The sequence below is a fragment of the Streptomyces sp. NPDC107517 genome (assembly GCF_055582645.1).
Window position 1 is genome coordinate 346,852 of sequence record NZ_JBVJPM010000005.1, and the last position, 20,591, is coordinate 367,442.

The following is a 20,591-nucleotide window of genomic DNA, read 5'->3' on the forward strand; positions in this document are numbered from 1 at the left end:
GGCAGTATCAACCTGTGGCTGAAGCTCAAGGTCTCATCACCATCGAAGATCCCGACGACCCGCGCCTGCGCGACTACACGGGCCTGACCGACGTCGAGCTCCGCCGCAGGCGCGAGCCCGCCGAGGGCCTGTTCATCGCCGAGGGCGAGAAGGTGATCAGACGGGCCAAGCAGGCCGGGTACGAGATGCGCTCCATGTTGCTCTCCGCCAAGTGGGTCGACGTCATGCGCGACGTCATCGACGAGGTCCCGGCCCCGGTCTACGCCGTGAGCCCGGACCTCGCCGAACGCGTCACCGGCTACCACGTGCACCGCGGCGCCCTCGCCTCGATGCAGCGCAAGCCGCTCCCGACCGCCGACGAACTCCTCGCCACGCAGCGCCGCGTCGTCGTCATGGAAGCGGTCAACGACCACACGAACATCGGCGCCATCTTCCGCAGCGCGGCAGCGCTCGGCATGGACGCGGTCCTGCTCTCCCCGGACTGCGCCGACCCGCTCTACCGCCGCTCGGTGAAGGTCTCCATGGGCGCGGTCTTCTCCGTCCCGTACGCGCGCCTCGAATCCTGGCCAAAGTCCCTGGAGTCGGTGCGCGAGGCGGGCTTCAGCCTGCTCGCGCTCACCCCCGACGAGAAGGCGAAGAGCCTCGACGAGGTCGCCCCGCACAAGATGGACCGCGTGGCCCTGATGCTCGGCGCCGAGGGCGACGGCCTCTCCACCCAGGCCCTGGTCGCCGCCGACGAATGGGTCCGCATCCCGATGGCCCACGGCGTCGACTCGCTCAACGTGGGAGCGGCGGCCGCCGTCGCGTTCTACGCGGTGGCCACCGGCCGCCCTCAGTCCTGACCTCGAAACCTCAGAGGTAGGGGCGCGGCAGGGTCTCCTGCGCGTGCACGCCGTCGCGCGGCTCACCGAGCCCGCGCGACGGCCCCTGGCAGCCCTGCGCCGCCGCGATCCCCAGCGCCACGAGCAGCGTCACCACCACGAACACGAAAAGCCGCTGGCGCAGCAGCCGCGGATTGGCGGGCCGGCGCTTCCCGGTCCCCGTCGTACGCGGCCCCTGCCGCCCGCCGTTGCTGCGGGGCGCGGGTCGCGAGCCCGAACGCGTCGTGTTGCGGGGCGTACCCGGGCGCGTGCTGCCGCCGGTCCGTGAGGAACCGTTGCTGGGCCGCGGCGGGGGAGTGCCCTGCGGTGCCCGACGCTGCGTGCGCTGCTCCGTGTACTGCTCGGTGAGCCGGCCGGTGGGCCGGTCGACGTCGGCGCGCGGCGCGGGCGGCCTGGCGTCGCCGAGACCATGCGCCTCGCGCGCCGCGATCTCCTTGAGCCGCAGCGACAGTTGAAGCGTGCTGGGCCGCTCCCCGGGGTCCTTGGCGAGGCAGGCCCGGATCAGCGGGGACAACGCGTCCGGTACGCCGTGCAGCTGGGCCTCCTCGTGCACGACCCGGTACAGCATCACTTCGGAACTGCCGTGCCCGAAGGGTGAATCGGCCATCGCGGCGTACGCGAGGGTGGCGCCGAGCGCGAAGACGTCCGTGGCGGGCGTGACGGCCGCGCCCCGCACCTGCTCGGGAGCGAGGAACCCGGGGGAGCCGACCGCCGTCCCGACATGGGTGAGCGTGGAGGCGCCGGTCGCCCAGGCGATGCCGAAGTCGATGATGCGCGGGCCCTTGGGCGACAGCAGGATGTTCGACGGCTTGAGGTCGCGGTGCACGACCCCCGCCTCGTGCACGGCGACGAGCCCCTCGGAGAGCGCCGCACCGACCGAGGCCACGTCGGAGGCGGCCAGCGGCCCCTCCTCCGCGACCTTGTCGTGCAGCGAGGGACCGGGAACGTACTGGGTGGCGAACCACGGCTTGTCGGTGTCGAGATCGGCCGCGACCAGCCGGGCCGTGCAGCCACCCCTGATCCTGCGGGCCGCGGAGACCTCACGCGCGAAGCGCGACCTGAACTCCTGGTCCTCCGCCAGATCGGGCCGGATCACCTTCAGGGCGACTCGCTGGCCACGGCGGTCGGAGCCCAGATAGACGACGCCCATCCCGCCCGCGCCCAGCCGCCGGTGAATCCTGAACGAGCCGACGACACGCGGGTCCTCGCGCCTCAGGCGCATCATCGCCATGTCCATCCCCGCTGCCCGGTCCGTTTGACGAGCGACAGCTTACGTTTCCACGGCCGGGTGCGCGCATAGGCCGCGCCCTCGCGATCCGATCGATTGTCAGTGCCCGGTGGGAAACTTGAGAGGTGGTCAGGGAAAACGGGAGCGCTGCGGCTCACAGCTGCCCTGATCGCCAACCATCCGTCGTAGAGGGGGGATTGGGCCTGTGAAGGGTGACCGAGTGGAGATAGTCGTGGACGCGGGGGACACGACGCGCACGTACGAGGTGGTGGCGAGCCGGGCGGGCCGCCGGGTCGAGACGGCGGTCCGCAGGGGCGTGGTGGAAGTGAGCGAAGTCACCCGCTCCGGCTCTGTCGTGCGTACGGCACGTTTCATGGCGACCCGGGTGCTCGCCCTGGTCGAGCAGCCGGTACCCAGGGAGGAGCCCTCGGAGGCGGCGGCCCGCGCCGCACGTCCCCTCCGGGAAGACCCCGAGACCCGGCCCAGGACCTAGGTCCTCTTCTCCACCCAGGGGAGTAGGTGAGACGGCGGCGGTCATCCTCCGGGAGGCCCGGCAATCGGTACGAGGGCATGACGCCCGTGGCTCCTGACGCGCCTAGATTTGAGGTCAAGCGGCGGGTGCAAGCACTCGTCCCCCGAGGTCAGGTACCCGCCGCTGCCAAACCGAAGATCTTGACCGGGAGAGGAACCATGGCGGACACGGCACCGCGGACGATGGTCCGCACGCAGGGACGCAGGGCATTCGCCGCGTTCGGCGGCCGTCGTTCCGAGCGCCGTCACCCCTTGGTGGCAGCGGCCATGGTTCTTCCCCTGGCGGCCCTGCTCGTAGTCGTTTTCGGCGGCTGGGAAGCAGTGGTCACACAAGCGTCGTCCGTGGGCGTGATGCTGGGGCGCTGAGCGGCGCCCCAGGCCCGGAAGAGCGGTCCGGGCGGGGACATCCGGCCATGAAACCCCGTGGGGACGGGGGTGCGGCGGACGGCACATGATGGCCGCGCAGCTGGGGAGCTGCGCGGCCATTGTTCTGCCCGCGTACCGGTGAGTCCCACCCGCCGGATGCTGCGTACGCTCGCGGTGACACCACCCGGGGGGAACCACCGATGACCGAACCCGTCCTGCTGCCCGCGCTCACCGCCGCGGCACGCGGCGCGGCGCACCGCACCCAGGGACCCTGCGCCTGCCCGGCACCGGGCGCCGTGCTCGCCGACCGCGCGGACGGGACCGTCGTCCGCCACGGAGACATCGTCGCGAAGGCCCACGCCCCGGGCACGGACCCCGTCGGGCTCAACGCCCGCCTCGCCGCTGCCGCCGCGCTCCCCGGCGTCCTGCTGCCGCCGCTCACGCCGGTCGCGGCCGATCTGCACGACCGGCTCGTCACGTTCTGGCCGCACGGCAGCCCCGTGGACCCCGACGCCCCCGAGCACGCGCCGTGGGAGGACGCGGCCGCGCTCCTGGCCCGCCTCCACGCGGTGTCCGTGGCGGAACTCCCGGGCCCGCTCCCGCCGATGCGCGGCCCGGTCAAGGCGGCCCTCGCCGTCGCGCGGCTCCTGGCTGCCGGACCCCATCCGGCGTCCGCGCCGATCCTGCGCGCCTGGTCGGGCCTGCCGCCCTGGGCCCGCGCCGAGGCCCCCGGCGGGCACGCGTCCACCCTGTGCCACGGAGACCTGCACCTCGGCCAGCTCGTCCGCCGTCCCGCCGCCACCGGCCCCTGGCTCCTGATCGACGTCGACGACCTCGGCACCGGAGACCCGGCCTGGGACCTCGCGCGCCCCGCCGCGTGGTTCGCGTGCGGCCTGCTTCCGGCACAGGAGTGGACGAGGTTCCTCACCGCGTACCAGGAGGCGGGCGGCGCTCCGTCGCTCCAGGGCGACCCCTGGCCCGCCCTGGACGCCCCGGCCCGCGCCCTCACCGTCCAGACCGCGGCCCTCGCCGTGGCCAAGGCCACCGAGGCCGGCCGTGCGCTGGACGAGGCGGAGGAGGCGTTGGTCGACGCGTGTGACCGAATGGCAGCGGTACCGGCCGAGTTGGCACACGGCGCCGCGAAGTAGGGTGCAACGGACCGATGCCGGGAAGTGTTCCGGCGAAGAAGTGCCGAACGGCGAGGAGTTGAGCCGACCATGCAGTGCCCCAAGTGTCATGCACCGATGCACACGTACAACCGCAATGGCGTCCAGATCGAGCAGTGCAGCGGCTGCCGGGGGATATTCCTCGACTACGGCGAGCTGGAGTCCCTGACCCGGCTCGAGTCCCAGTGGCAGCAGCAGGCGCCGCCGCCTCCGGCCCCGCAGGCGTACCCGTCGGCTCCCGCCCCGGCCTGGGGCGCCCCGCACCACGGCGGTCACCACGGCCACCACGGCCACCACAAGGGCGGCTTCGGCCGGATGCTCTTCTCCTCCTGAGCCGCCCGGCACATGAAGAAGCCCCCGGCCGAAGGGCTGGGGGCTTCTTGACTGTGCGCGATACTGGGATTGAACCAGTGACCTCTTCCGTGTCAGGGAAGCGCTCTCCCGCTGAGCTAATCGCGCGGGACGGACCAGACTGTATCAGGACCCGTGAGTCGTACTGCGTGCGCGATACTGGGATTGAACCAGTGACCTCTTCCGTGTCAGGGAAGCGCTCTCCCGCTGAGCTAATCGCGCGGGGTTTCGGACCGTCAGGAAGATGATCTTCGTGATGATCCAGTGGACGATACTGGGATTGAACCAGTGACCTCTTCCGTGTCAGGGAAGCGCTCTCCCGCTGAGCTAATCGTCCTTGGAGGTGGAGACGGGATTTGAACCCGTGTAGACGGCTTTGCAGGCCGTTGCCTCGCCTCTCGGCCACTCCACCAGGAGTGTGGGGGTTCGGGAAGATCCCCCACTTCCTGAGCGGACGACCAGGTTCGAACTGGCGACCTCAACCTTGGCAAGGTTGCGCTCTACCAACTGAGCTACGTCCGCTTGTCGTTTCCGTTTCGCTTGCGCGTCCCGGCGACGTGTTGAACTCTAGCGGATTCCCGGGCCAGTACAAAAACGCGTTTGCGCAGCGTGCTGCGGTGCGACCGCCCCAGGTCACGCGGGGGACACCCGCCATAGACTCGAAGACGTGCGCGACCTCCCTCACGACCTGCCCCCTCTGGCCCGCTTCGGCGGTCTCGTAGCGACCGACTTGCGCGACGTGACCAGCGATCCCGAGGCCCTGGACTCGGCCGGCTTCTGGGCCGTGTCCGCCGACTTCGAGGGCCGTCTCGTGTGTGCCCGCTTCGACTCCGTGCGGGAGGAGCCCGTGCCCGCTCCGGTCCCCGGCGCCTGGCAGGGGCCCGCGGCCGGTGACTGGACGTCGTCCCTCGACCGGGCTGCGTACACCGAGGGCGTGCGCAGGATCCGCGCCCACATCGCGGCCGGCGAGGTCTACCAGGCCAACCTCTGCCGCGTCCTGTCCGCGCCCCTTCCCCCGGGCGCGGACGTGGACGCCCTCACGGCGCTCCTCGCGCGCGGCAACCCGGCCCCTTACGCGGGGACGATCCGCCTGCCCGCGCACGGCGTGGAGATAGCCACCGCGTCCCCCGAGCTCTTCCTGAGCCGCACCGGGCGGACCGTCGAGTCCGGGCCGATCAAGGGCACGGGCCGCACCGAGGCGGACCTCCTGGAGAAGGACTACGCGGAGAACGTGATGATCGTGGACCTGGTCCGCAACGATCTCGGACGCGTCTGCGTGACCGGTTCCGTGTCCGTCCCGGAGCTGTGCGTGGTCGAGAAGCACCCGGGCCTCGTCCACCTCGTCTCCGCCGTCCGCGGGGAACTGCGCGAAGGCGCAGGCTGGCGCGACCTGCTCGACGCCGCGTTCCCGCCCGGCTCCGTCACCGGAGCGCCCAAGTCCAGCGCCCTGCGCATCATCGACGCCCTGGAGACGGCGCCCCGCGGCCCGTACTGCGGCGGCATCGGCTGGGTCGACGCCGACCGGGGCACCGGCGAGCTGGCCGTCGGCATCCGCACGTTCTGGGCCGACCGGGCCGAGGGCGTCCTGCGGTTCGGCACCGGCGCCGGCATCACCTGGGGCTCCGACCCCGAAGGTGAGTGGCGGGAGACCGAGCTGAAGGCTTCCCGGCTGCTGGCGGTAGCGTCGGGTACGTACGAGGAAAGTGAAGGGATCGCTACGTGAAGATCTGGCTCGACGGCGCACTGCAGGAACTCGAGGCCGCCCGTGTCTCGGTGTTCGATCACGGCCTGACCGTGGGCGACGGCATTTTCGAGACCGTGAAGTCGGTCGACGGGAAGCCGTTCGCGCTGACCCGCCACCTCGACCGGCTCGCCCGCTCCGCGCGTGGTCTCGGTCTGGCCGAACCCGACCTCGACGAGGTGCGCAGGGCCTGCGACGCCGTCATCGAGGCCAACCCGATGCCGCTCGGCCGGCTGCGGATCACGTACACCGGAGGGCTCTCCCCGCTGGGGTCCGACCGCGGTGAGCACGGGACGACGCTGGTGGTCGCGCTCGGCGAGGCCGACCGGCGCCCCGACTCCACCGCCACGGTCACGGTCCCGTGGACGCGCAACGAACGCGGTGCGCTCACCGGCCTGAAGACCACCTCGTACGCGGAGAACGTCGTCGCGCTCGCCCGCGCGCGCGAACAGGGCGCCTCCGAGGCGCTGTTCGCCAACACGGTGGGTCAGCTCTGCGAGGGCACGGGGTCGAACGTCTTCGTCGTCCTCGACGGTGAGATCCACACCCCGCCGGTCGCCTCCGGCTGTCTGGCGGGCATCACGCGCGCGCTGGCCGTCGAGTGGACCGGCGCCAAGGAGACCGATCTGCCGCTGGACGTACTGGAGCGCGCCGACGAGATCTTCCTGACGTCCACGCTGCGCGATGTGCAGGGCGTGCACCGGGTCGACGGACGCGAGCTGCCGGGCGCGCCCGGGCCCGTCACCGCCAAGGCGATGCGCGTCTTCGACGAGCGCGCGGCGGACGACCTCGACCCGTAGACCGGTCGGCCCGTAATCCGGGTGACGGGGTGGTCACGGGGCGGGTAGAACACCCCTGATGACCACCACTCTGCGGCCGACCGAGCCGCTTCAGCGCGACGCCGACGGGACAAGGTCACGCCACTACCAGGTGTGTGTGAACAGCCGCCCCGTCGGCGAGCTGCGCCTGAGCACCCATCCCGTCTACGGAGAGCGGGTGGCCCGGATCCGTGATCTTCGCATCGACGAGCCGGACCGCGGGCGGGGCCGCGGCACCGTCGCCGCTCTCGCCGCCGAGGAGGTGGCGCGCGGCTGGGACTGCGGCCGGATCGAGGTCTCGATCCCCGCACCGGCCGCGCGTGCCCTCGCCCTGGCCACCGCCCTCGGCTACGTCGAGCGCAACCGGAACATGGAGAAGGACCTCCCTGCCGAGCCCGCCGCGCTTCCTGCGGGCAGCGCGGGGCGGCGTATGACCGGCCCCGAGTTCACGGCGTGGGAGGCGCATACGCGCGTCGGGTACGTGCGCAGCCTGGTCGAGCGCGGCGTCCCCGAAGCCCAGGCGCGCGCCAAGGCCGAGGACGATCACGCTGCGGCGCTCGGGGAAGGGCTCGCCACGCGGGACACCGTCCTGAGCGTGCTGGAGACGGACGGCGCGGTCGTGGGCACGCTGTGGGTCGCGCTGCGCGGTGAGAGCGCCTACGTCTACGACGTCGAGGTCGCGGCCGAGCACCGAGGGAACGGTCACGGACGCTCGCTGATGCTCCTCGCGGAGGCCGAGTCGCACGCCGCGGGCGCCGCCCGCCTGGGGCTCAACGTCTTCGCGGGCAACATCCCGGCCGTCCGCCTGTACGAGTCGCTCGGATACCGGGCGACCGAGTTCCACCTGTACAAGCCGCTGCTCTGAGCGGCTTGCGGGCAGGGGCAGGGGCAGGGGCTGGAGCTACGAGCCGAGCAGCCGGTCGGCGATCTCCTCGACGCGCTCGCGCAGGCCGTCCTGGCTCTTCCCGCCGTCGAGCCGCTGGCCGTCGATGACGTACGTGGGTGTGCCCGTCACGCCGATCGCCTTGCCCTCGGCCTGGTCCGCGTCGACGATCAGGATGTGCCGGCCGTCGACGAGCGCCGTGTCGAACTCCTCGGCGTCCAGACCGAGTTCACCCGCGACCTCGACGAGGAACGGCTCTCCCTTGCGGCCCAGCTCCTCGACGCGGCCGAGCACCGCTTCCACGTACGGCCACCCCTGCCCCTGCTCGAAGGCCTCCTCCGCGGCCTGCGCGCCGGCGAAGGCGTGCTTGTGCTTCTCCAGCGGGAAGTGCCGCAGACGCAGGTCGATGCGGTCGCCGTAGCGGGCCCGCAGCGCCCGCACGTCGTCGAGAGCGGTGCGGCAGTCGGGGCACTGGAGCTCGCACCAGACGTCGAGGACGGGGCGGCCCTGAGGGGCGGAGGCGGCAGAGGCGTCGTTCATGCGACCAGTCTTCCAGTCAGGCGCCGGGGACCCCAACCGGCACCTGCTGAACACGCCCCTGATCAGATCCCGGCAGGACACCGGACAGGACCCCTGACAGGCCCCGGACCGGGACCTGCGGAGGAGGCTGTACCCGGAAATGTCCCTGAGGTCCGCCCGGATCGTGGCCTCCGGGCCCCGGGGCGGTGCACGATGGAGGGGACGGAATGCTCCGTCGCCCGCTGCCTGTGCCAGGAGGACCGGATGATTGCCGAGACCGTCTGTTCCGCCGTTTCCGTGGCCGGGCTGGGCATCGCCGCGGTCACGGCGTACCGGAGGCGTTTCCTCGCGGCCGCGCGCATAGCCGCCTATTCGCTGGTGCCGATCGGTCTGGTGATGACCGGTGCGGTCGCCTGGCTGGCGGACACCGCGTTCAGCCCGACGGCGTGGGCCGGCTTTGTCGTGCTCGGCGGCGCCTGGGTCCTGTTCATGGTGACCCGCGCGCTCGAGCGCCGCAGTGGTGGCACCCGTAAGGAGCGGAAGGCGGCCAGGGCGGCCGCCGAGGCCCAGGCCGTCGCGCCCGCTGCCTCGGCCCCCTCGTTGGGCCGGACCACCCGGCCAGAGGCGGCCCGCCCCGCCGCGAAGCCCGCCTCCGAGGACTTCAGCGACATCGAGGCGATTTTGAAGAAGCACGGGATCTGACCCGAGGACCCTCGGCCGCGGTCGGTCGACCTCGGCCTGAAACGGAAGCTGCTGGACTCCTTCCGGTCGACCTCGTACCACCCTCGTCACGGAATCCGGCGAACCCCCGCTTCTTTTGGGCGTGTTGATCGACTGCGGTGCGCCGACTGCGTCATCATCGCCGCGAGATGCTGGACACAACACAGGGCGGATCCGCCCCGCAGGCCGACGAGCGACACGACGCCTTCACGGCCGACGAACGCCGAGGCTGCCTCTTCGCACTGTCGCAGCCGCCCTTGATGATCTTTCTGGCGGTGATCGGCTGCTTGCTGCTCCTGGCTTCGCTGCACGATCTGTTCGTGCTGTGAGGGTGTGGGCGGGTCAGCCCGCCGCCTCCTTACGGCGCGCCCGGTACGCCGCCACGTGCAAGCGGTTTCCACAGGTGCGGCTGTCGCAGTACCTGCGGGACCGGTTACGCGAGAGGTCCACGAAGGCCCGCCGGCAGTCCGGGGCCTCGCAGCGCCGCAGCCGCTCCTGTTCCCCGGCGACCACGAAGAAGGCGAGCGCCATCCCGCAGTCGGCCGCGAGGTGGTCGGCGACGGACGCGCCAGGCGCGAAGTAGTGCACGTGCCAGTCGTAGCCGTCGTGGTCGGTCAGACGCGGCGTGGTGCCCGCGGCGGCGACCAGCTCGTTGATGAGCGAGGCCGCGGCGTGCGGATCGGGCGCCGCGAACACGGCGGCGAACCGTCCCCTCACGCTCTGTACGGCGTCGAGGTCACGCTCTGTGAGCAGCCCGACGTCGCTGACGTCGTTCTTTCGTACGAATTCGCCCAGGGCTGCCAGATCGGCCAGCCCGTCGGCGGCCTGTTCGTCGTCCGGTGCGGTGTTCACCAGATCGACCACGGTGTCGAGGGCGCACCGGGTGTCGTGGGTGATCAGCACGATTTGCTCCCTGGCCTGGGGGTCGGGCCTGTGCCCGCCGATGCTGGCCGATGTTATAGGTCCGCTCGGCCGTGTGGCGCCTGTCCGTGGACGCGCCGACGCCGCCCCCGTGGAAGATCCCACGGCGGCGGCGCCGGTGTATGCCGTATGCAGTTGTTGTGGCTCGGTCCGTCTCCCCGAGTGGACGGCAACGAGCGGCTCTCGCGGTGCGTGACTCCGGCGGTGTGCCGGCGTCGGCTCCAGGCCTTAGCTTTCGGCCAGGATGTGTGAGAGCTCCGTGTCGAGATCGAAGTGGCGGTGTTCCGTGCCGGGTGGCACGGCCGCGTCGGTCCTCTTCAGGAACGACTCCAGCGCCCTCGCAGGGGCTTCGAGCAGAGCCTCACCCTCAGGGGAGCTCAGAGCGATGCAGACGACGCCTTGGCCGTGACTACGGGATGGCCAGACTCGGACGTCGCCGGTGCCGGTGGGCCGGTGCAGGCCCTCGGCGAGCAGATCGCGGGCGAATACCCACTCGACCGTCTCTTCTGCTCCGGTGTGGAAGGTGGCGTGCACGGCGTAGGGATCGGCCGTGTCATACCGCAGTCCTGCGGGTACAGGCAGTGAGGACTCGCTCGACACAACGAGGCGCAGGTGCAGCTCGCAGCTGACCGTGGTGTTCATAAGCGCCAGGGCCTTTCGCTCAGTGTGCGCTCGGGGATTCGCACGTCGGCGAAATCGACATGCCACCTACGGTGCCGTTGTAAACCCCTCTGAGTGTTTTGAGTGCCTTTAGGTAGCTCGGACGGCGGAGTGTTTCTTGTTCCGGAGCGTCCATTCCGGTGACGCGATTCCGTCGGGTAGGTTTGGTTGTATGAATACGGGGAGTGACGAGGCGGCCGAGTCTGAATCCGCGGCCGCGACGACGGGGGACGGGGCGAAGGCAGAACCGGAGCTCGGTTCGCGGGCGCCGGAGTTCATCAAGGCCCGCAGGGCCCTGCATCTGAGCTGGCAGGTCGGCGTCTTCGTGGTCGGGCTCGCGGTGGTCGTGGCGGGCGTGATCATGCTGCCGCTGCCGGGCCCGGGCTGGCTGGTGATCTTCGGCGGCATGGCGATCTGGGCGACCGAGTTCGTCTGGGCGCAGCTCGTGCTCCGCTGGACGAAGCGCAAGGTCACCGAGGCCACGCAGCGCGCGCTCGACCCGGCGGTGCGCCGGCGGAACATCATCCTGACGTCGATCGGCGTGGTGATCATCGCGGTGCTCGTGGGGATCTACGTGTGGAAGTTCGGCTTCGAGATGCCGTGGAAGATCAAGGAGTGAGCGGGGTGGCCCGCGAGGGTCGCGCCGGGGGTGTCAGGGCTGGTCGGAGCACCCGCTGACATGCGGTAATGTTCTCTCTGCGCCCGGGCGATTAGCTCAGTGGGAGAGCGCTTCGTTCACACCGAAGAGGTCACTGGTTCGAACCCAGTATCGCCCACCCCGGACCGAGGGCCCCGGAGGCTTCAAGCCTCCGGGGCCCTCGGTGTTTCCGTGTGTGCTCATGATGATCGGCAAGCGCTTTCAGGTGGCGGGACGCCCCTGGCGTACGGCAACCGGAACAGGAATCCCATAATCCACTCGGATACATGGGATAACCGGGCGAGGCCCCACGGGCAATTCGCAGACCGGACGAACCTGACCTCCTTTCAGAGTTTCGGGAACTTCGCGCGGAATCCGGAAGTCCTGACGGCGAATCAATGACCGGCGCCATCACGTCAATTCACGTTCACGTGAGCCGTCGCGCATCGGGGGAGACTCGCACCATGGACTGGAGCCACTACCGCTTCCGCAGCGTCTGGGACCTGCCCGCGCAGCCCGCCGACGTGTTCGCGGTCCTCGAGCGCGGCGAGGACTACCCCCTGTGGTGGCCCCAAGTGCGCGAGGCGACCCCGCTCGACGAGCGGCGCGGCACCGCCCGCTTCCGCTCGCTCCTGCCCTACGACCTGTTCGTGACGGCCACCGCCCTGCGCGGCGACCCAGGGGCCGGGGTCCTGGAGATCGCCATGTCCGGCGACCTGGAGGGCTGGGCGCGGTGGACCGTGCGCGCGCACGAGGGCGGGACGCGTGCGCTGTACGAGCAGGAGGTGGAGGTGTGCAAACCCCTGTTGCGGCGCTTCGCCCTCGTCGGCAGACCGGTGTTTCTCGTCAACCACGCGCTGATGATGCGGGCCGGGCGGCGCGGGCTGGTCGCGTATCTGCGGCGGCGCTGACGGAACCGGTTTGATGGAAACCCGCCGGGGCCTGTATGGTTCAACCCGTTCCCGGGCGATTAGCTCAGTGGGAGAGCGCTTCGTTCACACCGAAGAGGTCACTGGTTCGAACCCAGTATCGCCCACCCGGAAGAAAGCCGGTCCGTCAGCAGACGGACCGGCTTTTCTGTGTCCCGGGCCCGAGCCCGGTCGGGCAACTCTCAGGCGGCCTCCCGCAGTTCCGTGCGCATCGGCCACGCCGGATCCACCGTCTCGGGATTGCCGCTGCGTGCGAACCACGCCTGCAGCCCGCGCGCCTGCGCGGCGTGCCAGACGGCCTGAAGGGTGTGCAGTTCGGCAGGGGACAGCCGCTCCAGGCGGGACGCGAAACGGCGCCCCACAGCCCGTACGACATCCAGGGAGGCCTGCGCGTCGGCGGCCGCGTCGTGTGCGCCCTCCAGCTCGACCTCGTACTGCGCGCACAGGTCCGTCAGGGTGCGGCGGCCCTTGCGGTAGCGGTCCAGGTGTTTGTCGAGGACGCGTGGATCCAGGACGCACAGCGATGAGCTCTCCATGTAGCGGCCGAGCGCGGACGCGCGATGGCGCCGCAATTCCCGGTCCAGGAGCGTCAGATCGAACGGCGCGTTCATCACCACGAGCGGGCGGCCCGCCGCGGCCTGTTCGCCCAGCAGCCTGGCTATCTCCTCCATGACGGGGGCCGGCCAGCGGCCGTTGCGCTGAAGGTGCTCGTCCGTCAGGCCGTGCACCTCCGTCGCCCCGGCCGGCACCGGCACCCCCGGATTCACGAGCCAGCGTGAGACGCGCGGCCGGCTGCCCGCGGCGTCCTGCACCACTATCGCGGCCGACACGATGCGGTCGCTCTCCACGTCCACGCCGGTGGTCTCGGTGTCGAAGGCGGCCAGAGGACCCTCGTACCAGCACGTCATGTCAATGCAACTCCTCGTTCACACCTGGCAGATGACCCCTCGCGGCTGCCCGATTCGGTGATACCCGGGCTGTTTGCGTCGTACGCCGACCGGAGACAACACAGATACGGGTCACGGCAGTTCAGAGACCCGCCCAGGGGATTCACCTTTTTCGGAAGGCCAGTTGGACATGGCGCTCGCGCAGCCCGAACAGGGTGGGCTGCTGCCCGAGCGGATCGCACCGCCGCGCGGCACACTCGCCACCACCGCCTGCATGGAGACACTCCAGGTGGGCTATCTGCATGCCGTAGCGGCAGCCGCGGGCTGTTCGCTCTCTCAGCCGTTCCCCGACAACGGAATCGACTGGCACGTCAGTCACAGCGCCCCCGGGCACACGGTCGACGACGAGGTCACCATCAAGGTGCAGCTCAAGTGCACGTACCAGATCCCGCCGAAGCCGCCGGGGCCGTCCTTCTCCTTCACGCTCGACAACCCGCATCTGGAGAAGCTCGCCCGTACACCGGTGTCGGTGCACAAGATCCTGGTCGTGATGATCGTGCCGCGCTCGCAGGACGACTGGCTGCGGGCCGGCCACGACCGGCTCGACCTGCGGCACTGCTGCTACTGGATCAACCTGGCCGGCCATCCCGTGACAGGCCGGCGCCGCACCACCGTGCGCATCCCGACCTCGCGGATATTCGACGACCGTGCGCTCTGCGAGATCATGACGCGGATCGGTACGGGCGGAAGGCCCTGAAACGCGTGACGCCCTGAAGGCGCGGGACGCCTGAAGGCACGCGCGGGAGGCCCTGACGGACAGGGAGGGAGACCCTGATGCAGCACCGCCCGACCGACGAGCGCCTGCGCGCCCTGAACACGGCCCGATCTCACCCCGCCGACCTCGAAGGCCCCGGCCCGGAGCAGGTCGACCCGGTCGTGCTCAACGCACTGCTCGACCGGCACGGCTGGGAGCGCCGCGGCGGCGCCACCGGGCGCTATGTGCGCTGGACGCTGCCCGGCGCCTCCGGGCGCACCAGCCTGCTCGTACCGGAGAGCCGCGCCTTCCCCGACAGCGACGACCTGCTCGGCGAGGCGCTCGAGGCGCTGGAGCGCAGCGGGTCGCACTCCGCGCGGGAGGTCCTCGTCTCGCTCGCCGTGCCGAGCGACGAGATCCGCTGGTGGCGTGATGTGCCGGCCGGGCCCGCAGGAAGCGCCGCATGGCCGGTGGAGGAGCAGCTGCGCGCCGCGGCCCGGCGGATGCTGCTGGCCGCCGCGCTCGCGGCCCGGGGCAGGGCCGGGTACTACGGGGCGCGCCACCGCAGGCCCGCCGCCGCGTCGCTGGAGACCGTCCTCGTCGGGGACGCCCCCGGCGGCCGCAGGCTCACCGCGTTCGTGCCCGTCGCCGTGGGCCGCGCGCTCGCCGTCCGTCTCCACCAGGCGCTCTACGCGGCCCGCGAGGCCATCGACTACCGGCGGGCCACCGGCGGCATGGACGCCTTCGACGGCGCGGTCGAGGCGGGGGTGAGTCACGAGCTCGTCGAAGCGCTCGTCGCCCTCGTCCGCGGCACGGAGGGAGCCCGGGTCGGCGTCGAATGGTCACCGGCGGCCGGAGTGCCCGACGAGTGCACGGCCGGGGACGAGCCCGTCGAGTTCTCGCCCGGAGACCTGGCAGTGCTGCGGGAGGCGAGCGCCCGCTATCTGCAGTCCGAGCCGTCCGTCGCCGTCCGCATCACCGGCACCGTCGTACGCATGCGCAGATCGCGGCCGCGCGGCGAGGGCACGGTGCGGCTGCACGTCATAGGGGGCGCCGATGTGCCGCACGTACGGATGACGCTGGACGAGGAGGCGTACCGGACGGCGGGGCACGCGCATCTGGTGGGGCTGCCGATCAGGGTGCACGGGCGGCTGGAGAGCCGGGGCGGCTTCCGGCGGCTGACCGGGGCGAGCGGCGTGGTGCCCGTACAGGTGGAGGAGGCCGAGCGGGACCGGCTGATGAAGTCGCTCCAGGAGAATCTGGACTTCTTCGAGGAGGCGTGCAGCGGGGACGACTGAGTTCACGGGCTCGTGAGCAGGGGGTTCCCGGTGTGTGCGCGGGGAACGTGGCGCGGGCGGTGTCGATACCGTTTCGCAAGTCGGGCCCCGGGCTCGGTACGATCCCCTGTGTATTGCGCGCGTGGCCAGAGCATCGCGCGCCCCCTTCAGGCAGGAGAGTCCGGTGTCAGACGTCCGTGTGATCATCCAACGCGATTCCGAGCGGGAAGAGCGCGTGGTGACGACGGGCACTACGGCCGCCGAGCTCTTCGCCGGCGAGCGCACCATCGTCGCCGCCCGTGTGGCCGGCGAGCTGAAGGACCTCGCGTACGCCGTGCAGGACGGCGAGGAGGTCGAGCCCGTCGAGATCTCCTCCGAGGACGGTCTGGGCATCCTGCGCCACTCCACCGCGCACGTGATGGCGCAGGCCGTGCAGGAGCTGTTCCCCGACGCCAAGCTGGGCATCGGCCCGCCGGTCAAGGACGGCTTCTACTACGACTTCGACGTGGAGAAGCCCTTCACGCCCGAGGATCTCAAGGCCATCGAGAAGAAGATGCAGGAGATCCAGAAGCGCGGGCAGCGCTTCTCGCGCCGCGTCGTCACCGACGAGGCCGCCCGCGAGGAGCTGGCCGACGAGCCGTACAAGCTGGAGCTCATCGGCATCAAGGGCTCCGCGTCCACCGACGACGGCGCGAATGTCGAGGTGGGCGGCGGCGAGCTGACCATCTACGACAACCTCGACGCCAAGACCGGTGACCTGTGCTGGAAGGACCTCTGCCGCGGTCCCCACCTGCCCACCACCCGTAACATCCCGGCGTTCAAGCTGATGCGGAACGCGGCGGCGTACTGGCGCGGCAGCGAGAAGAACCCGATGCTCCAGCGCATCTACGGCACCGCCTGGCCGTCGAAGGACGAGCTGAAGGCGCACCTGGAGTTCCTCGCCGAGGCCGAGAAGCGCGACCACCGCAAGCTGGGCAACGAGCTGGACCTGTTCTCCATCCCCGACCAGATCGGTTCCGGTCTGGCCGTCTTCCACCCCAAGGGCGGCATCATCCGCCGGGTCATGGAGGACTACTCGCGCCGCCGGCACGAGGAGGAGGGCTACGAGTTCGTCTACACCCCCCACGCCACGAAGGGGAAGCTCTTCGAGACCTCGGGCCACCTGGACTGGTACGCCGACGGCATGTACCCGCCCATGCAGCTCGACGAGGGCGTGGACTACTACCTCAAGCCCATGAACTGCCCGATGCACAACCTGATCTTCGATGCGCGCGGGCGTTCCTACCGTGAACTGCCGCTGCGCCTCTTCGAGTTCGGCACCGTGTACCGGTACGAGAAGTCGGGCGTCGTGCACGGCCTGACCCGCGCCCGCGGATTCACTCAGGACGACGCGCACATCTACTGCACCAAGGAGCAGATGGCGGAGGAGCTCGACAAGACGCTCACTTTCGTCCTCGGGCTGCTGCGCGACTACGGCCTGACCGACTTCTACCTGGAGCTCTCGACCAAGGACCCGGAGAAGTTCGTCGGCTCCGACGAGATCTGGGAAGAGGCCACCGAGACGCTGCGCCAGGTCGCCGAGAAGCAGGGCCTCCCGCTGGTCCCGGACCCGGGCGGCGCCGCCTTCTACGGCCCGAAGATCTCCGTCCAGGCGAAGGACGCCATCGGCCGCACCTGGCAGATGTCGACCGTGCAGCTCGACTTCAACCTGCCGGAGCGCTTCAACCTGGAGTACACCGGCCCCGACGGCACCAAGCAGCGCCCGGTCATGATCCACCGCGCGCTGTTCGGCTCCATCGAACGGTTCTTCGCGGTGCTCCTCGAGCACTACGCGGGCGCCTTCCCGGCCTGGCTCGCGCCGGTTCAGGCGGTCGGCATCCCGATCGGCGACGCGCACATCCCGTACCTGGAGGAGTTCGCGGCCAAGGCGAAGAAGAAGGGCCTGCGCGTCGACGTGGACTCCTCTTCGGACCGCATGCAGAAGAAGATCAGGAACGCGCAGAAGCAGAAGGTGCCGTTCATGATCATCGCGGGTGACGAGGACATGGCGGCCGGCGCCGTCTCCTTCCGCTACCGCGACGGCTCGCAGGAGAACGGCATCCCCGTCGACGAGGCGATCGAGAAGATCGTCAAGGTCGTCGAGGAGCGCGTGCAGGTCTGACGCCCCCGCCGCTGACGGCAGCGACGTACGACATCAGGAGGCCCCCGGGAAGTTGCCCGGGGGCCTCTCGTCGTCGTCGCGCCTGAACACCTGGAACATCCAGGACGAGAACGCGCCCGTGATCGCTCCGAGCAGCGCCACACCGCACCCCATCAGAGCCACCGCCACCAGACGCCCGAGCAGGGTCACCGGCACCACGTCCCCGTATCCGACGGTCGCCAGCGTCGAGCAGGCCCACCACACGGAGTCCCCGAAGGTCCGGATCGTGGCGTGCGGCTGCCCGCGCTCGACCTGGTACACGGCCAGCGACGCCGCGAATCCGAGCAGCGTGGCGGACATCCCGGCGTAGGTCGCCACGCGCGCGTGCAGGCTGAGCCGCGGCTTCTCGCGCCGCCGCCGCACGGCGTCGTAGGTCCGCACGACCTGCAGCGGGCGCAGCAGCGGCAGCACCATGACCACCGCGTCCAGCCAGTGGCGGCGCACGAACGAGAAGCCCTTGCCGCTGTGGCGCCATCGGACGGCGAAGTCCAGCGCGAAGACGGCCCAGGCGGCGGAGGTCACCGCGAGACACGCGTCGCGCACCACGTCCGGAAGCCCGTGCCCGAGGACTCTGACCGCGTACGACGCGAGGAACAGCAGGGACGCCACGGTCAGCGGGGTCTCCATCCGGTGTTCCCACGGCGTGCGCCGTCTCTCGCCCATCGGTCAAGGATCGCGGGCGGGGACCGGGAGCCGCCCCGCCGACACGCTCCGAACGGGCGAAGCCATATGCTGCACCTCATGACGAGTGAGCCGGAGCAGCACACGGGGCCGGTGGGTGAGCCGGACGGGTTCGGGCGCCTTTGGACGCCGCACCGGATGGCGTACATCCAGGGGGAGAACAAGCCGACCGGACCGGGAGCCGACGACGGCTGTCCCTTCTGCGCCGCACCCGGCATGACCGACGAGGAAGCGCTGATCGTGGCGCGCGGCGCGAGCGTCTACGCGATCCTCAATCTCTATCCGTACAACGGCGGTCACTTGATGGTGCTGCCGTACCGGCACGTCGCCGACTACACGGATCTGGACGACGGCGAGACCGCCGAGCTGGCCCTCTTCACCAAGCGCGCGATGGCCGCGCTGCGCACCGCGTCCGGGGCGCACGGCTTCAACATCGGCATGAACCAGGGCGCGGTCGCGGGGGCCGGCATCGCCGCGCATCTGCACCAGCACATCGTCCCGCGCTGGGGCGGGGACACCAACTTCATGCCCGTCGTGGGACACACCAAGGTGCTGCCGCAGCTGCTCGGCGACACCAGGACCGCGCTCGCCAAGGCCTGGCCGGACGCCGACTGAGCCGGTCGTGACCGGCCGGCCGGGCGCTTGCGTCCCGGGCCGGCCGGGCCCGGCTACGCGTCGTACACGTCGGCGTTCAGGGGCGTCGGGGACTGGACCAGGTTGCTGAGGAACGACGAGCGCGTACCGAACTTCTCCGTCTCCACGCCGTTCTCCTCAAGCACCTTGATCGCCGCCGCGTGCACCACGCGCAGGACCGGGGTGGCCGTGCGCAGCGCGTCGTCCGCCATGAAGCGGTGGCGCCACGGCTTGTCCGCCCACGCGTGCCGCAGGCCGAAGGGCTCGGGCAGGATCAGCTTGCCGCCTACGAAGTCCAGGAGCGGCGGGTACCAGGTGAACGGCGCGCGCACCGCGAGACGGACCACCTCGTCGGGCTCGATGAGGGGGAGCTTCTTCTCCACCGTCTCCCAGAACTTGACGGCCTTCGCGACTTCCTTCGTCTTCGGCTCGGGCTTCGTCGTGAACAGGGAGTGCACCGGGCCCAGCGCATGGCCCGTGACCTCGATACGCAGCGTCTCGTGCAGCACCGTCACCGTGATCAGCATCGTGATCACCAACTGGCCGTCCCAGAGCGTGAACTGCACGCCCAGATAGTGGCGGTCGCCGCTGCCGAACTGCTGCTCGTTGCAGATCCGCTGTATCTCGTGGTTCTTGATCTGGAAGGCCTCGACATCGGTGCCGCTGGGGCGCGCCACCTTCTTCGCGTTCTCCCCGATCGGCGAGACGATCCAGTGCTTGATCGACGGCGTCGGGAACCCGCCCGTGTGCAGCGGGCCACGCTCCAGGAGCCGCAGCTTGTCGTGGACCGCCCGGATGACGTCCCAGCTGCGGAACGGGTGGATCTCCGCCCCCTCGTCCCGGGGGATCAGCTCCTCGGCGAGCTGCCAGCTGCCCCAGCGGGTGCCCATGCCGAGGATGCCCTTGGGCCCCGCGTAGAACACGGAGTTCGACTGCTGCTCCGCGGTCAGCTTGGCGAGGCTCTGGCGCATCCGCTCGGCGGCCGTCTCGCCCGGGCTGCCGGGCACCGCCTCCGGGATCTTGGCGCCGATGCCGCCGCCGGCGAGCAGGCTGTCCCAGCGCTCCCGCATGTCCTTCGCCGTGCGCTCGCAGATCTGCCGGGCCCACAGCCAGCCGACCACGGGCGCCACGATCGCCCCCCGCAGATACCAGGCCCAGAAGCCCGTGAACGGCAGCTTGACCATGAAGATCACGGCGACGGCGGCGACCGCCACCATCAGCGCCGTGAACAGCGCGGCCATGCGCTTGTTCTCCTGGCTGCCGATCATGCGGCGGACCTGGAAGACGAGCAGCCAGACGATCAGGCCGGGCAGGAAGAGCAGGCCGCACAGCGCCATCACGGCCGTGAGCCAGCTGTCGCGCTGCTTACGGATCCGGTTCGCCGCGAGACAGTGCTCCACGACGACCTGCGGCTCGGTGCCGAAGGACTGGATGAGCGGCTTGCGGGCACCGCCGAGCAGCCGGCCCTGGACGGCCCGCGAGAACGCCTCGCCCAGATTCGGTGCCGTCAGCGACCAAATGCCCTTCTTCACCTCGGACTTGTGCCACTCGCTGTTGGCGGCGAGCAGATCGTCCACCTTCGCGTCCCGGTACGCCGCCGAGGCGAGTGCGTATGTGGCCGCGGTCTGGCCCGCGGAGCCGTGCAACGGCACCTGCGCCCCGGGTCTGAAGTCGAATACGTCGTCCGCCACTGCCGCCCCCATCGCCGCGCGCCTTCGCTCCTGCGGCTTTCCCGACTTCCTTGCTCCGCACACCTGTTGATCAGGTCATCGGCTTGATCAGGTCTTCAGCGTATCGGGGCGCACCGA

General features: G+C 70.6%; 23 protein-coding genes and 7 tRNA genes. 18 read left to right on the forward strand and 12 right to left on the reverse strand.

The window, feature by feature from the left end; translation table 11 throughout:
- Positions 1-14: 14 nt before the first annotated feature.
- Positions 15-842 carry a TrmH family RNA methyltransferase gene (locus tag ACZ67T_RS15035; RefSeq protein WP_100597028.1) on the forward strand — a complete coding sequence of 276 codons (828 nt, stop codon included), beginning with the start codon at positions 15-17 and terminating at the stop codon, positions 840-842.
- Between the two features lie 10 nt (positions 843-852).
- Here the strand turns inward: ACZ67T_RS15035 and ACZ67T_RS15040 are convergent, their stop codons facing one another.
- Positions 853-2,118 carry a serine/threonine-protein kinase gene (locus ACZ67T_RS15040; RefSeq protein ID WP_469984213.1) on the reverse strand — a complete coding sequence of 422 codons (1,266 nt, stop codon included), beginning with the start codon at positions 2,116-2,118 and terminating at the stop codon, positions 853-855.
- A 196-nt stretch (positions 2,119-2,314) separates the two neighbouring features.
- Between ACZ67T_RS15040 and ACZ67T_RS15045 the strand changes: the two genes are divergently transcribed.
- From ACZ67T_RS15045 to ACZ67T_RS15060, 4 genes are all read left to right on the forward strand, one after another.
- Entirely contained in the window at positions 2,315-2,602 is a 288-nt protein-coding gene (locus ACZ67T_RS15045) for a hypothetical protein (protein WP_469984215.1), read from the forward strand.
- Between the two features lie 197 nt (positions 2,603-2,799).
- Positions 2,800-3,006: a hypothetical protein gene (locus tag ACZ67T_RS15050; protein ID WP_100597025.1), complete on the forward strand. Its 207-nt coding sequence runs from the start codon at positions 2,800-2,802 to the stop codon at positions 3,004-3,006.
- Between the two features lie 200 nt (positions 3,007-3,206).
- The gene (locus ACZ67T_RS15055) at positions 3,207-4,154 is read left to right on the forward strand and encodes a phosphotransferase family protein (RefSeq protein ID WP_469984217.1); all 948 of its coding nucleotides are present in this window, start codon (positions 3,207-3,209) and stop codon (positions 4,152-4,154) included.
- 69 nt (positions 4,155-4,223) lie between these two features.
- A complete protein-coding gene (locus ACZ67T_RS15060) occupies positions 4,224-4,505 on the forward strand; it encodes a TFIIB-type zinc ribbon-containing protein (protein ID WP_469984218.1) in 282 nt (93 codons plus the stop codon).
- A gap of 54 nt (positions 4,506-4,559) precedes the next feature.
- Here the strand turns inward: ACZ67T_RS15060 and ACZ67T_RS15065 are convergent.
- The 5 genes from ACZ67T_RS15065 to ACZ67T_RS15085 all read right to left on the reverse strand — a co-directional run bounded on the left by ACZ67T_RS15065 (position 4,560) and on the right by ACZ67T_RS15085 (position 5,045).
- Positions 4,560-4,631, reverse strand: a tRNA-Val gene (locus tag ACZ67T_RS15065).
- Positions 4,632-4,673: 42 nt separating this feature from the next.
- Positions 4,674-4,745: transfer RNA gene (locus tag ACZ67T_RS15070), tRNA-Val, on the reverse strand.
- Positions 4,746-4,788: 43 nt separating this feature from the next.
- A tRNA-Val gene (locus ACZ67T_RS15075) sits at positions 4,789-4,860 on the reverse strand.
- Between the two features lies 1 nt (position 4,861).
- Positions 4,862-4,935, reverse strand: a tRNA-Cys gene (locus ACZ67T_RS15080).
- A 37-nt stretch (positions 4,936-4,972) separates the two neighbouring features.
- A tRNA-Gly gene (locus ACZ67T_RS15085) sits at positions 4,973-5,045 on the reverse strand.
- A gap of 145 nt (positions 5,046-5,190) precedes the next feature.
- On the opposite strand from ACZ67T_RS15085, the gene ACZ67T_RS15090 reads away from it, so the two are divergent.
- Genes ACZ67T_RS15090 through ACZ67T_RS15100 form a run of 3 tightly spaced genes read left to right on the forward strand, consistent with a single transcriptional unit; the run spans position 5,191 to position 7,947 of the window.
- Entirely contained in the window at positions 5,191-6,246 is a 1,056-nt protein-coding gene (locus ACZ67T_RS15090) for a chorismate-binding protein (RefSeq protein ID WP_469984220.1), read from the forward strand.
- Complete coding sequence (locus tag ACZ67T_RS15095; protein ID WP_469984222.1) at positions 6,243-7,064, forward strand: aminotransferase class IV; 822 nt, start codon at positions 6,243-6,245, stop codon at positions 7,062-7,064. The genes ACZ67T_RS15090 and ACZ67T_RS15095 overlap by 4 nt, the downstream gene beginning before the upstream one ends.
- A gap of 58 nt (positions 7,065-7,122) precedes the next feature.
- Positions 7,123-7,947, forward strand: coding sequence for a GNAT family N-acetyltransferase (locus tag ACZ67T_RS15100; RefSeq protein WP_469984223.1), 825 nt, complete (start codon positions 7,123-7,125; stop codon positions 7,945-7,947).
- 36 nt (positions 7,948-7,983) lie between these two features.
- Here the strand turns inward: ACZ67T_RS15100 and ACZ67T_RS15105 are convergent, their stop codons facing one another.
- The gene (locus ACZ67T_RS15105) at positions 7,984-8,505 is read right to left on the reverse strand and encodes a DsbA family protein (protein WP_469984224.1); all 522 of its coding nucleotides are present in this window, start codon (positions 8,503-8,505) and stop codon (positions 7,984-7,986) included.
- 243 nt (positions 8,506-8,748) lie between these two features.
- On the opposite strand from ACZ67T_RS15105, the gene ACZ67T_RS15110 reads away from it, so the two are divergent.
- Together ACZ67T_RS15110 and ACZ67T_RS15115 are read left to right on the forward strand one after the other, a co-directional pair.
- The gene (locus ACZ67T_RS15110; protein ID WP_469984225.1) at positions 8,749-9,186 is read left to right on the forward strand and encodes a hypothetical protein; all 438 of its coding nucleotides are present in this window, start codon (positions 8,749-8,751) and stop codon (positions 9,184-9,186) included.
- A gap of 167 nt (positions 9,187-9,353) precedes the next feature.
- Positions 9,354-9,533 (forward strand): hypothetical protein, encoded by a 180-nt coding sequence (locus ACZ67T_RS15115; protein ID WP_100597017.1) that lies wholly within the window; start codon positions 9,354-9,356, stop codon positions 9,531-9,533.
- Positions 9,534-9,546: 13 nt separating this feature from the next.
- On the opposite strand, the gene ACZ67T_RS15120 is transcribed toward ACZ67T_RS15115, so the two are convergent.
- Positions 9,547-10,107 carry a CGNR zinc finger domain-containing protein gene (locus tag ACZ67T_RS15120; RefSeq protein ID WP_469984226.1) on the reverse strand — a complete coding sequence of 187 codons (561 nt, stop codon included), beginning with the start codon at positions 10,105-10,107 and terminating at the stop codon, positions 9,547-9,549.
- 246 nt (positions 10,108-10,353) lie between these two features.
- The gene (locus tag ACZ67T_RS15125; protein ID WP_003959770.1) at positions 10,354-10,767 is read right to left on the reverse strand and encodes an SsgA family sporulation/cell division regulator; all 414 of its coding nucleotides are present in this window, start codon (positions 10,765-10,767) and stop codon (positions 10,354-10,356) included.
- A 190-nt stretch (positions 10,768-10,957) separates the two neighbouring features.
- On the opposite strand from ACZ67T_RS15125, the gene ACZ67T_RS15130 reads away from it, so the two are divergent.
- The 4 genes from ACZ67T_RS15130 to ACZ67T_RS15145 all read left to right on the forward strand — a co-directional run bounded on the left by ACZ67T_RS15130 (position 10,958) and on the right by ACZ67T_RS15145 (position 12,458).
- Entirely contained in the window at positions 10,958-11,404 is a 447-nt protein-coding gene (locus ACZ67T_RS15130; protein ID WP_469984228.1) for a TIGR02611 family protein, read from the forward strand.
- An 85-nt stretch (positions 11,405-11,489) separates the two neighbouring features.
- Positions 11,490-11,561, forward strand: a tRNA-Val gene (locus ACZ67T_RS15135).
- A gap of 325 nt (positions 11,562-11,886) precedes the next feature.
- The gene (locus tag ACZ67T_RS15140) at positions 11,887-12,333 is read left to right on the forward strand and encodes an SRPBCC family protein (protein WP_469984229.1); all 447 of its coding nucleotides are present in this window, start codon (positions 11,887-11,889) and stop codon (positions 12,331-12,333) included.
- A gap of 53 nt (positions 12,334-12,386) precedes the next feature.
- A tRNA-Val gene (locus tag ACZ67T_RS15145) sits at positions 12,387-12,458 on the forward strand.
- 75 nt (positions 12,459-12,533) lie between these two features.
- Here ACZ67T_RS15145 and ACZ67T_RS15150 read toward each other — a convergent pair.
- Positions 12,534-13,259, reverse strand: coding sequence for a 3'-5' exonuclease (locus ACZ67T_RS15150; protein WP_100597013.1), 726 nt, complete (start codon positions 13,257-13,259; stop codon positions 12,534-12,536).
- A 169-nt stretch (positions 13,260-13,428) separates the two neighbouring features.
- On the opposite strand from ACZ67T_RS15150, the gene ACZ67T_RS15155 reads away from it, so the two are divergent.
- The 3 genes from ACZ67T_RS15155 (at position 13,429) to thrS (ending at position 17,430) form a co-directional block, all read left to right on the forward strand.
- The gene (locus ACZ67T_RS15155; RefSeq protein WP_469984231.1) at positions 13,429-13,995 is read left to right on the forward strand and encodes a DUF4365 domain-containing protein; all 567 of its coding nucleotides are present in this window, start codon (positions 13,429-13,431) and stop codon (positions 13,993-13,995) included.
- A gap of 77 nt (positions 13,996-14,072) precedes the next feature.
- Positions 14,073-15,290: a hypothetical protein gene (locus ACZ67T_RS15160; protein WP_469984233.1), complete on the forward strand. Its 1,218-nt coding sequence runs from the start codon at positions 14,073-14,075 to the stop codon at positions 15,288-15,290.
- Positions 15,291-15,453: 163 nt separating this feature from the next.
- Positions 15,454-17,430 carry a threonine--tRNA ligase gene (gene thrS, locus ACZ67T_RS15165; RefSeq protein ID WP_469984235.1) on the forward strand — a complete coding sequence of 659 codons (1,977 nt, stop codon included), beginning with the start codon at positions 15,454-15,456 and terminating at the stop codon, positions 17,428-17,430.
- A gap of 33 nt (positions 17,431-17,463) precedes the next feature.
- Here thrS and ACZ67T_RS15170 read toward each other — a convergent pair whose 3' ends face one another.
- Positions 17,464-18,132 carry a potassium channel family protein gene (locus ACZ67T_RS15170; protein WP_469984236.1) on the reverse strand — a complete coding sequence of 223 codons (669 nt, stop codon included), beginning with the start codon at positions 18,130-18,132 and terminating at the stop codon, positions 17,464-17,466.
- A gap of 66 nt (positions 18,133-18,198) precedes the next feature.
- Here ACZ67T_RS15170 and ACZ67T_RS15175 point away from each other — a divergent pair, with 66 nt between their 5' ends.
- The gene (locus tag ACZ67T_RS15175; protein ID WP_116503347.1) at positions 18,199-18,765 is read left to right on the forward strand and encodes an HIT family protein; all 567 of its coding nucleotides are present in this window, start codon (positions 18,199-18,201) and stop codon (positions 18,763-18,765) included.
- Positions 18,766-18,818: 53 nt separating this feature from the next.
- Here ACZ67T_RS15175 and ACZ67T_RS15180 read toward each other — a convergent pair whose 3' ends face one another.
- Entirely contained in the window at positions 18,819-20,486 is a 1,668-nt protein-coding gene (locus ACZ67T_RS15180) for a hypothetical protein (protein ID WP_469984238.1), read from the reverse strand.
- Positions 20,487-20,591 lie beyond the last annotated feature (105 nt).

What these genes read in the sequence shown, in the direction of transcription:
- ACZ67T_RS15060 (WP_469984218.1), top strand. Translation starts at nt 4,224, where the DNA reads ATGCAGTGCCCCAAGTGTCATGCACCGATGCACACGTACAACCGCAAT.
- ACZ67T_RS15040 (WP_469984213.1), bottom strand. Translation starts at nt 2,118, where the DNA reads ATGGACATGGCGATGATGCGCCTGAGGCGCGAGGACCCGCGTGTCGTC.
- ACZ67T_RS15055 (WP_469984217.1), top strand. Translation starts at nt 3,207, where the DNA reads ATGACCGAACCCGTCCTGCTGCCCGCGCTCACCGCCGCGGCACGCGGC.
- ACZ67T_RS15170 (WP_469984236.1), bottom strand. Translation starts at nt 18,132, where the DNA reads ATGGGCGAGAGACGGCGCACGCCGTGGGAACACCGGATGGAGACCCCG.
- ACZ67T_RS15125 (WP_003959770.1), bottom strand. Translation starts at nt 10,767, where the DNA reads ATGAACACCACGGTCAGCTGCGAGCTGCACCTGCGCCTCGTTGTGTCG.
- ACZ67T_RS15150 (WP_100597013.1), bottom strand. Translation starts at nt 13,259, where the DNA reads ATGACGTGCTGGTACGAGGGTCCTCTGGCCGCCTTCGACACCGAGACC.
- ACZ67T_RS15155 (WP_469984231.1), top strand. Translation starts at nt 13,429, where the DNA reads ATGGCGCTCGCGCAGCCCGAACAGGGTGGGCTGCTGCCCGAGCGGATC.
- ACZ67T_RS15100 (WP_469984223.1), top strand. Translation starts at nt 7,123, where the DNA reads ATGACCACCACTCTGCGGCCGACCGAGCCGCTTCAGCGCGACGCCGAC.
- ACZ67T_RS15180 (WP_469984238.1), bottom strand. Translation starts at nt 20,486, where the DNA reads ATGGGGGCGGCAGTGGCGGACGACGTATTCGACTTCAGACCCGGGGCG.
- ACZ67T_RS15160 (WP_469984233.1), top strand. Translation starts at nt 14,073, where the DNA reads ATGCAGCACCGCCCGACCGACGAGCGCCTGCGCGCCCTGAACACGGCC.
- ACZ67T_RS15105 (WP_469984224.1), bottom strand. Translation starts at nt 8,505, where the DNA reads ATGAACGACGCCTCTGCCGCCTCCGCCCCTCAGGGCCGCCCCGTCCTC.
- ACZ67T_RS15175 (WP_116503347.1), top strand. Translation starts at nt 18,199, where the DNA reads ATGCTGCACCTCATGACGAGTGAGCCGGAGCAGCACACGGGGCCGGTG.
- ACZ67T_RS15115 (WP_100597017.1), top strand. Translation starts at nt 9,354, where the DNA reads ATGCTGGACACAACACAGGGCGGATCCGCCCCGCAGGCCGACGAGCGA.
- ACZ67T_RS15130 (WP_469984228.1), top strand. Translation starts at nt 10,958, where the DNA reads ATGAATACGGGGAGTGACGAGGCGGCCGAGTCTGAATCCGCGGCCGCG.
- ACZ67T_RS15110 (WP_469984225.1), top strand. Translation starts at nt 8,749, where the DNA reads ATGATTGCCGAGACCGTCTGTTCCGCCGTTTCCGTGGCCGGGCTGGGC.
- ACZ67T_RS15140 (WP_469984229.1), top strand. Translation starts at nt 11,887, where the DNA reads ATGGACTGGAGCCACTACCGCTTCCGCAGCGTCTGGGACCTGCCCGCG.
- ACZ67T_RS15050 (WP_100597025.1), top strand. Translation starts at nt 2,800, where the DNA reads ATGGCGGACACGGCACCGCGGACGATGGTCCGCACGCAGGGACGCAGG.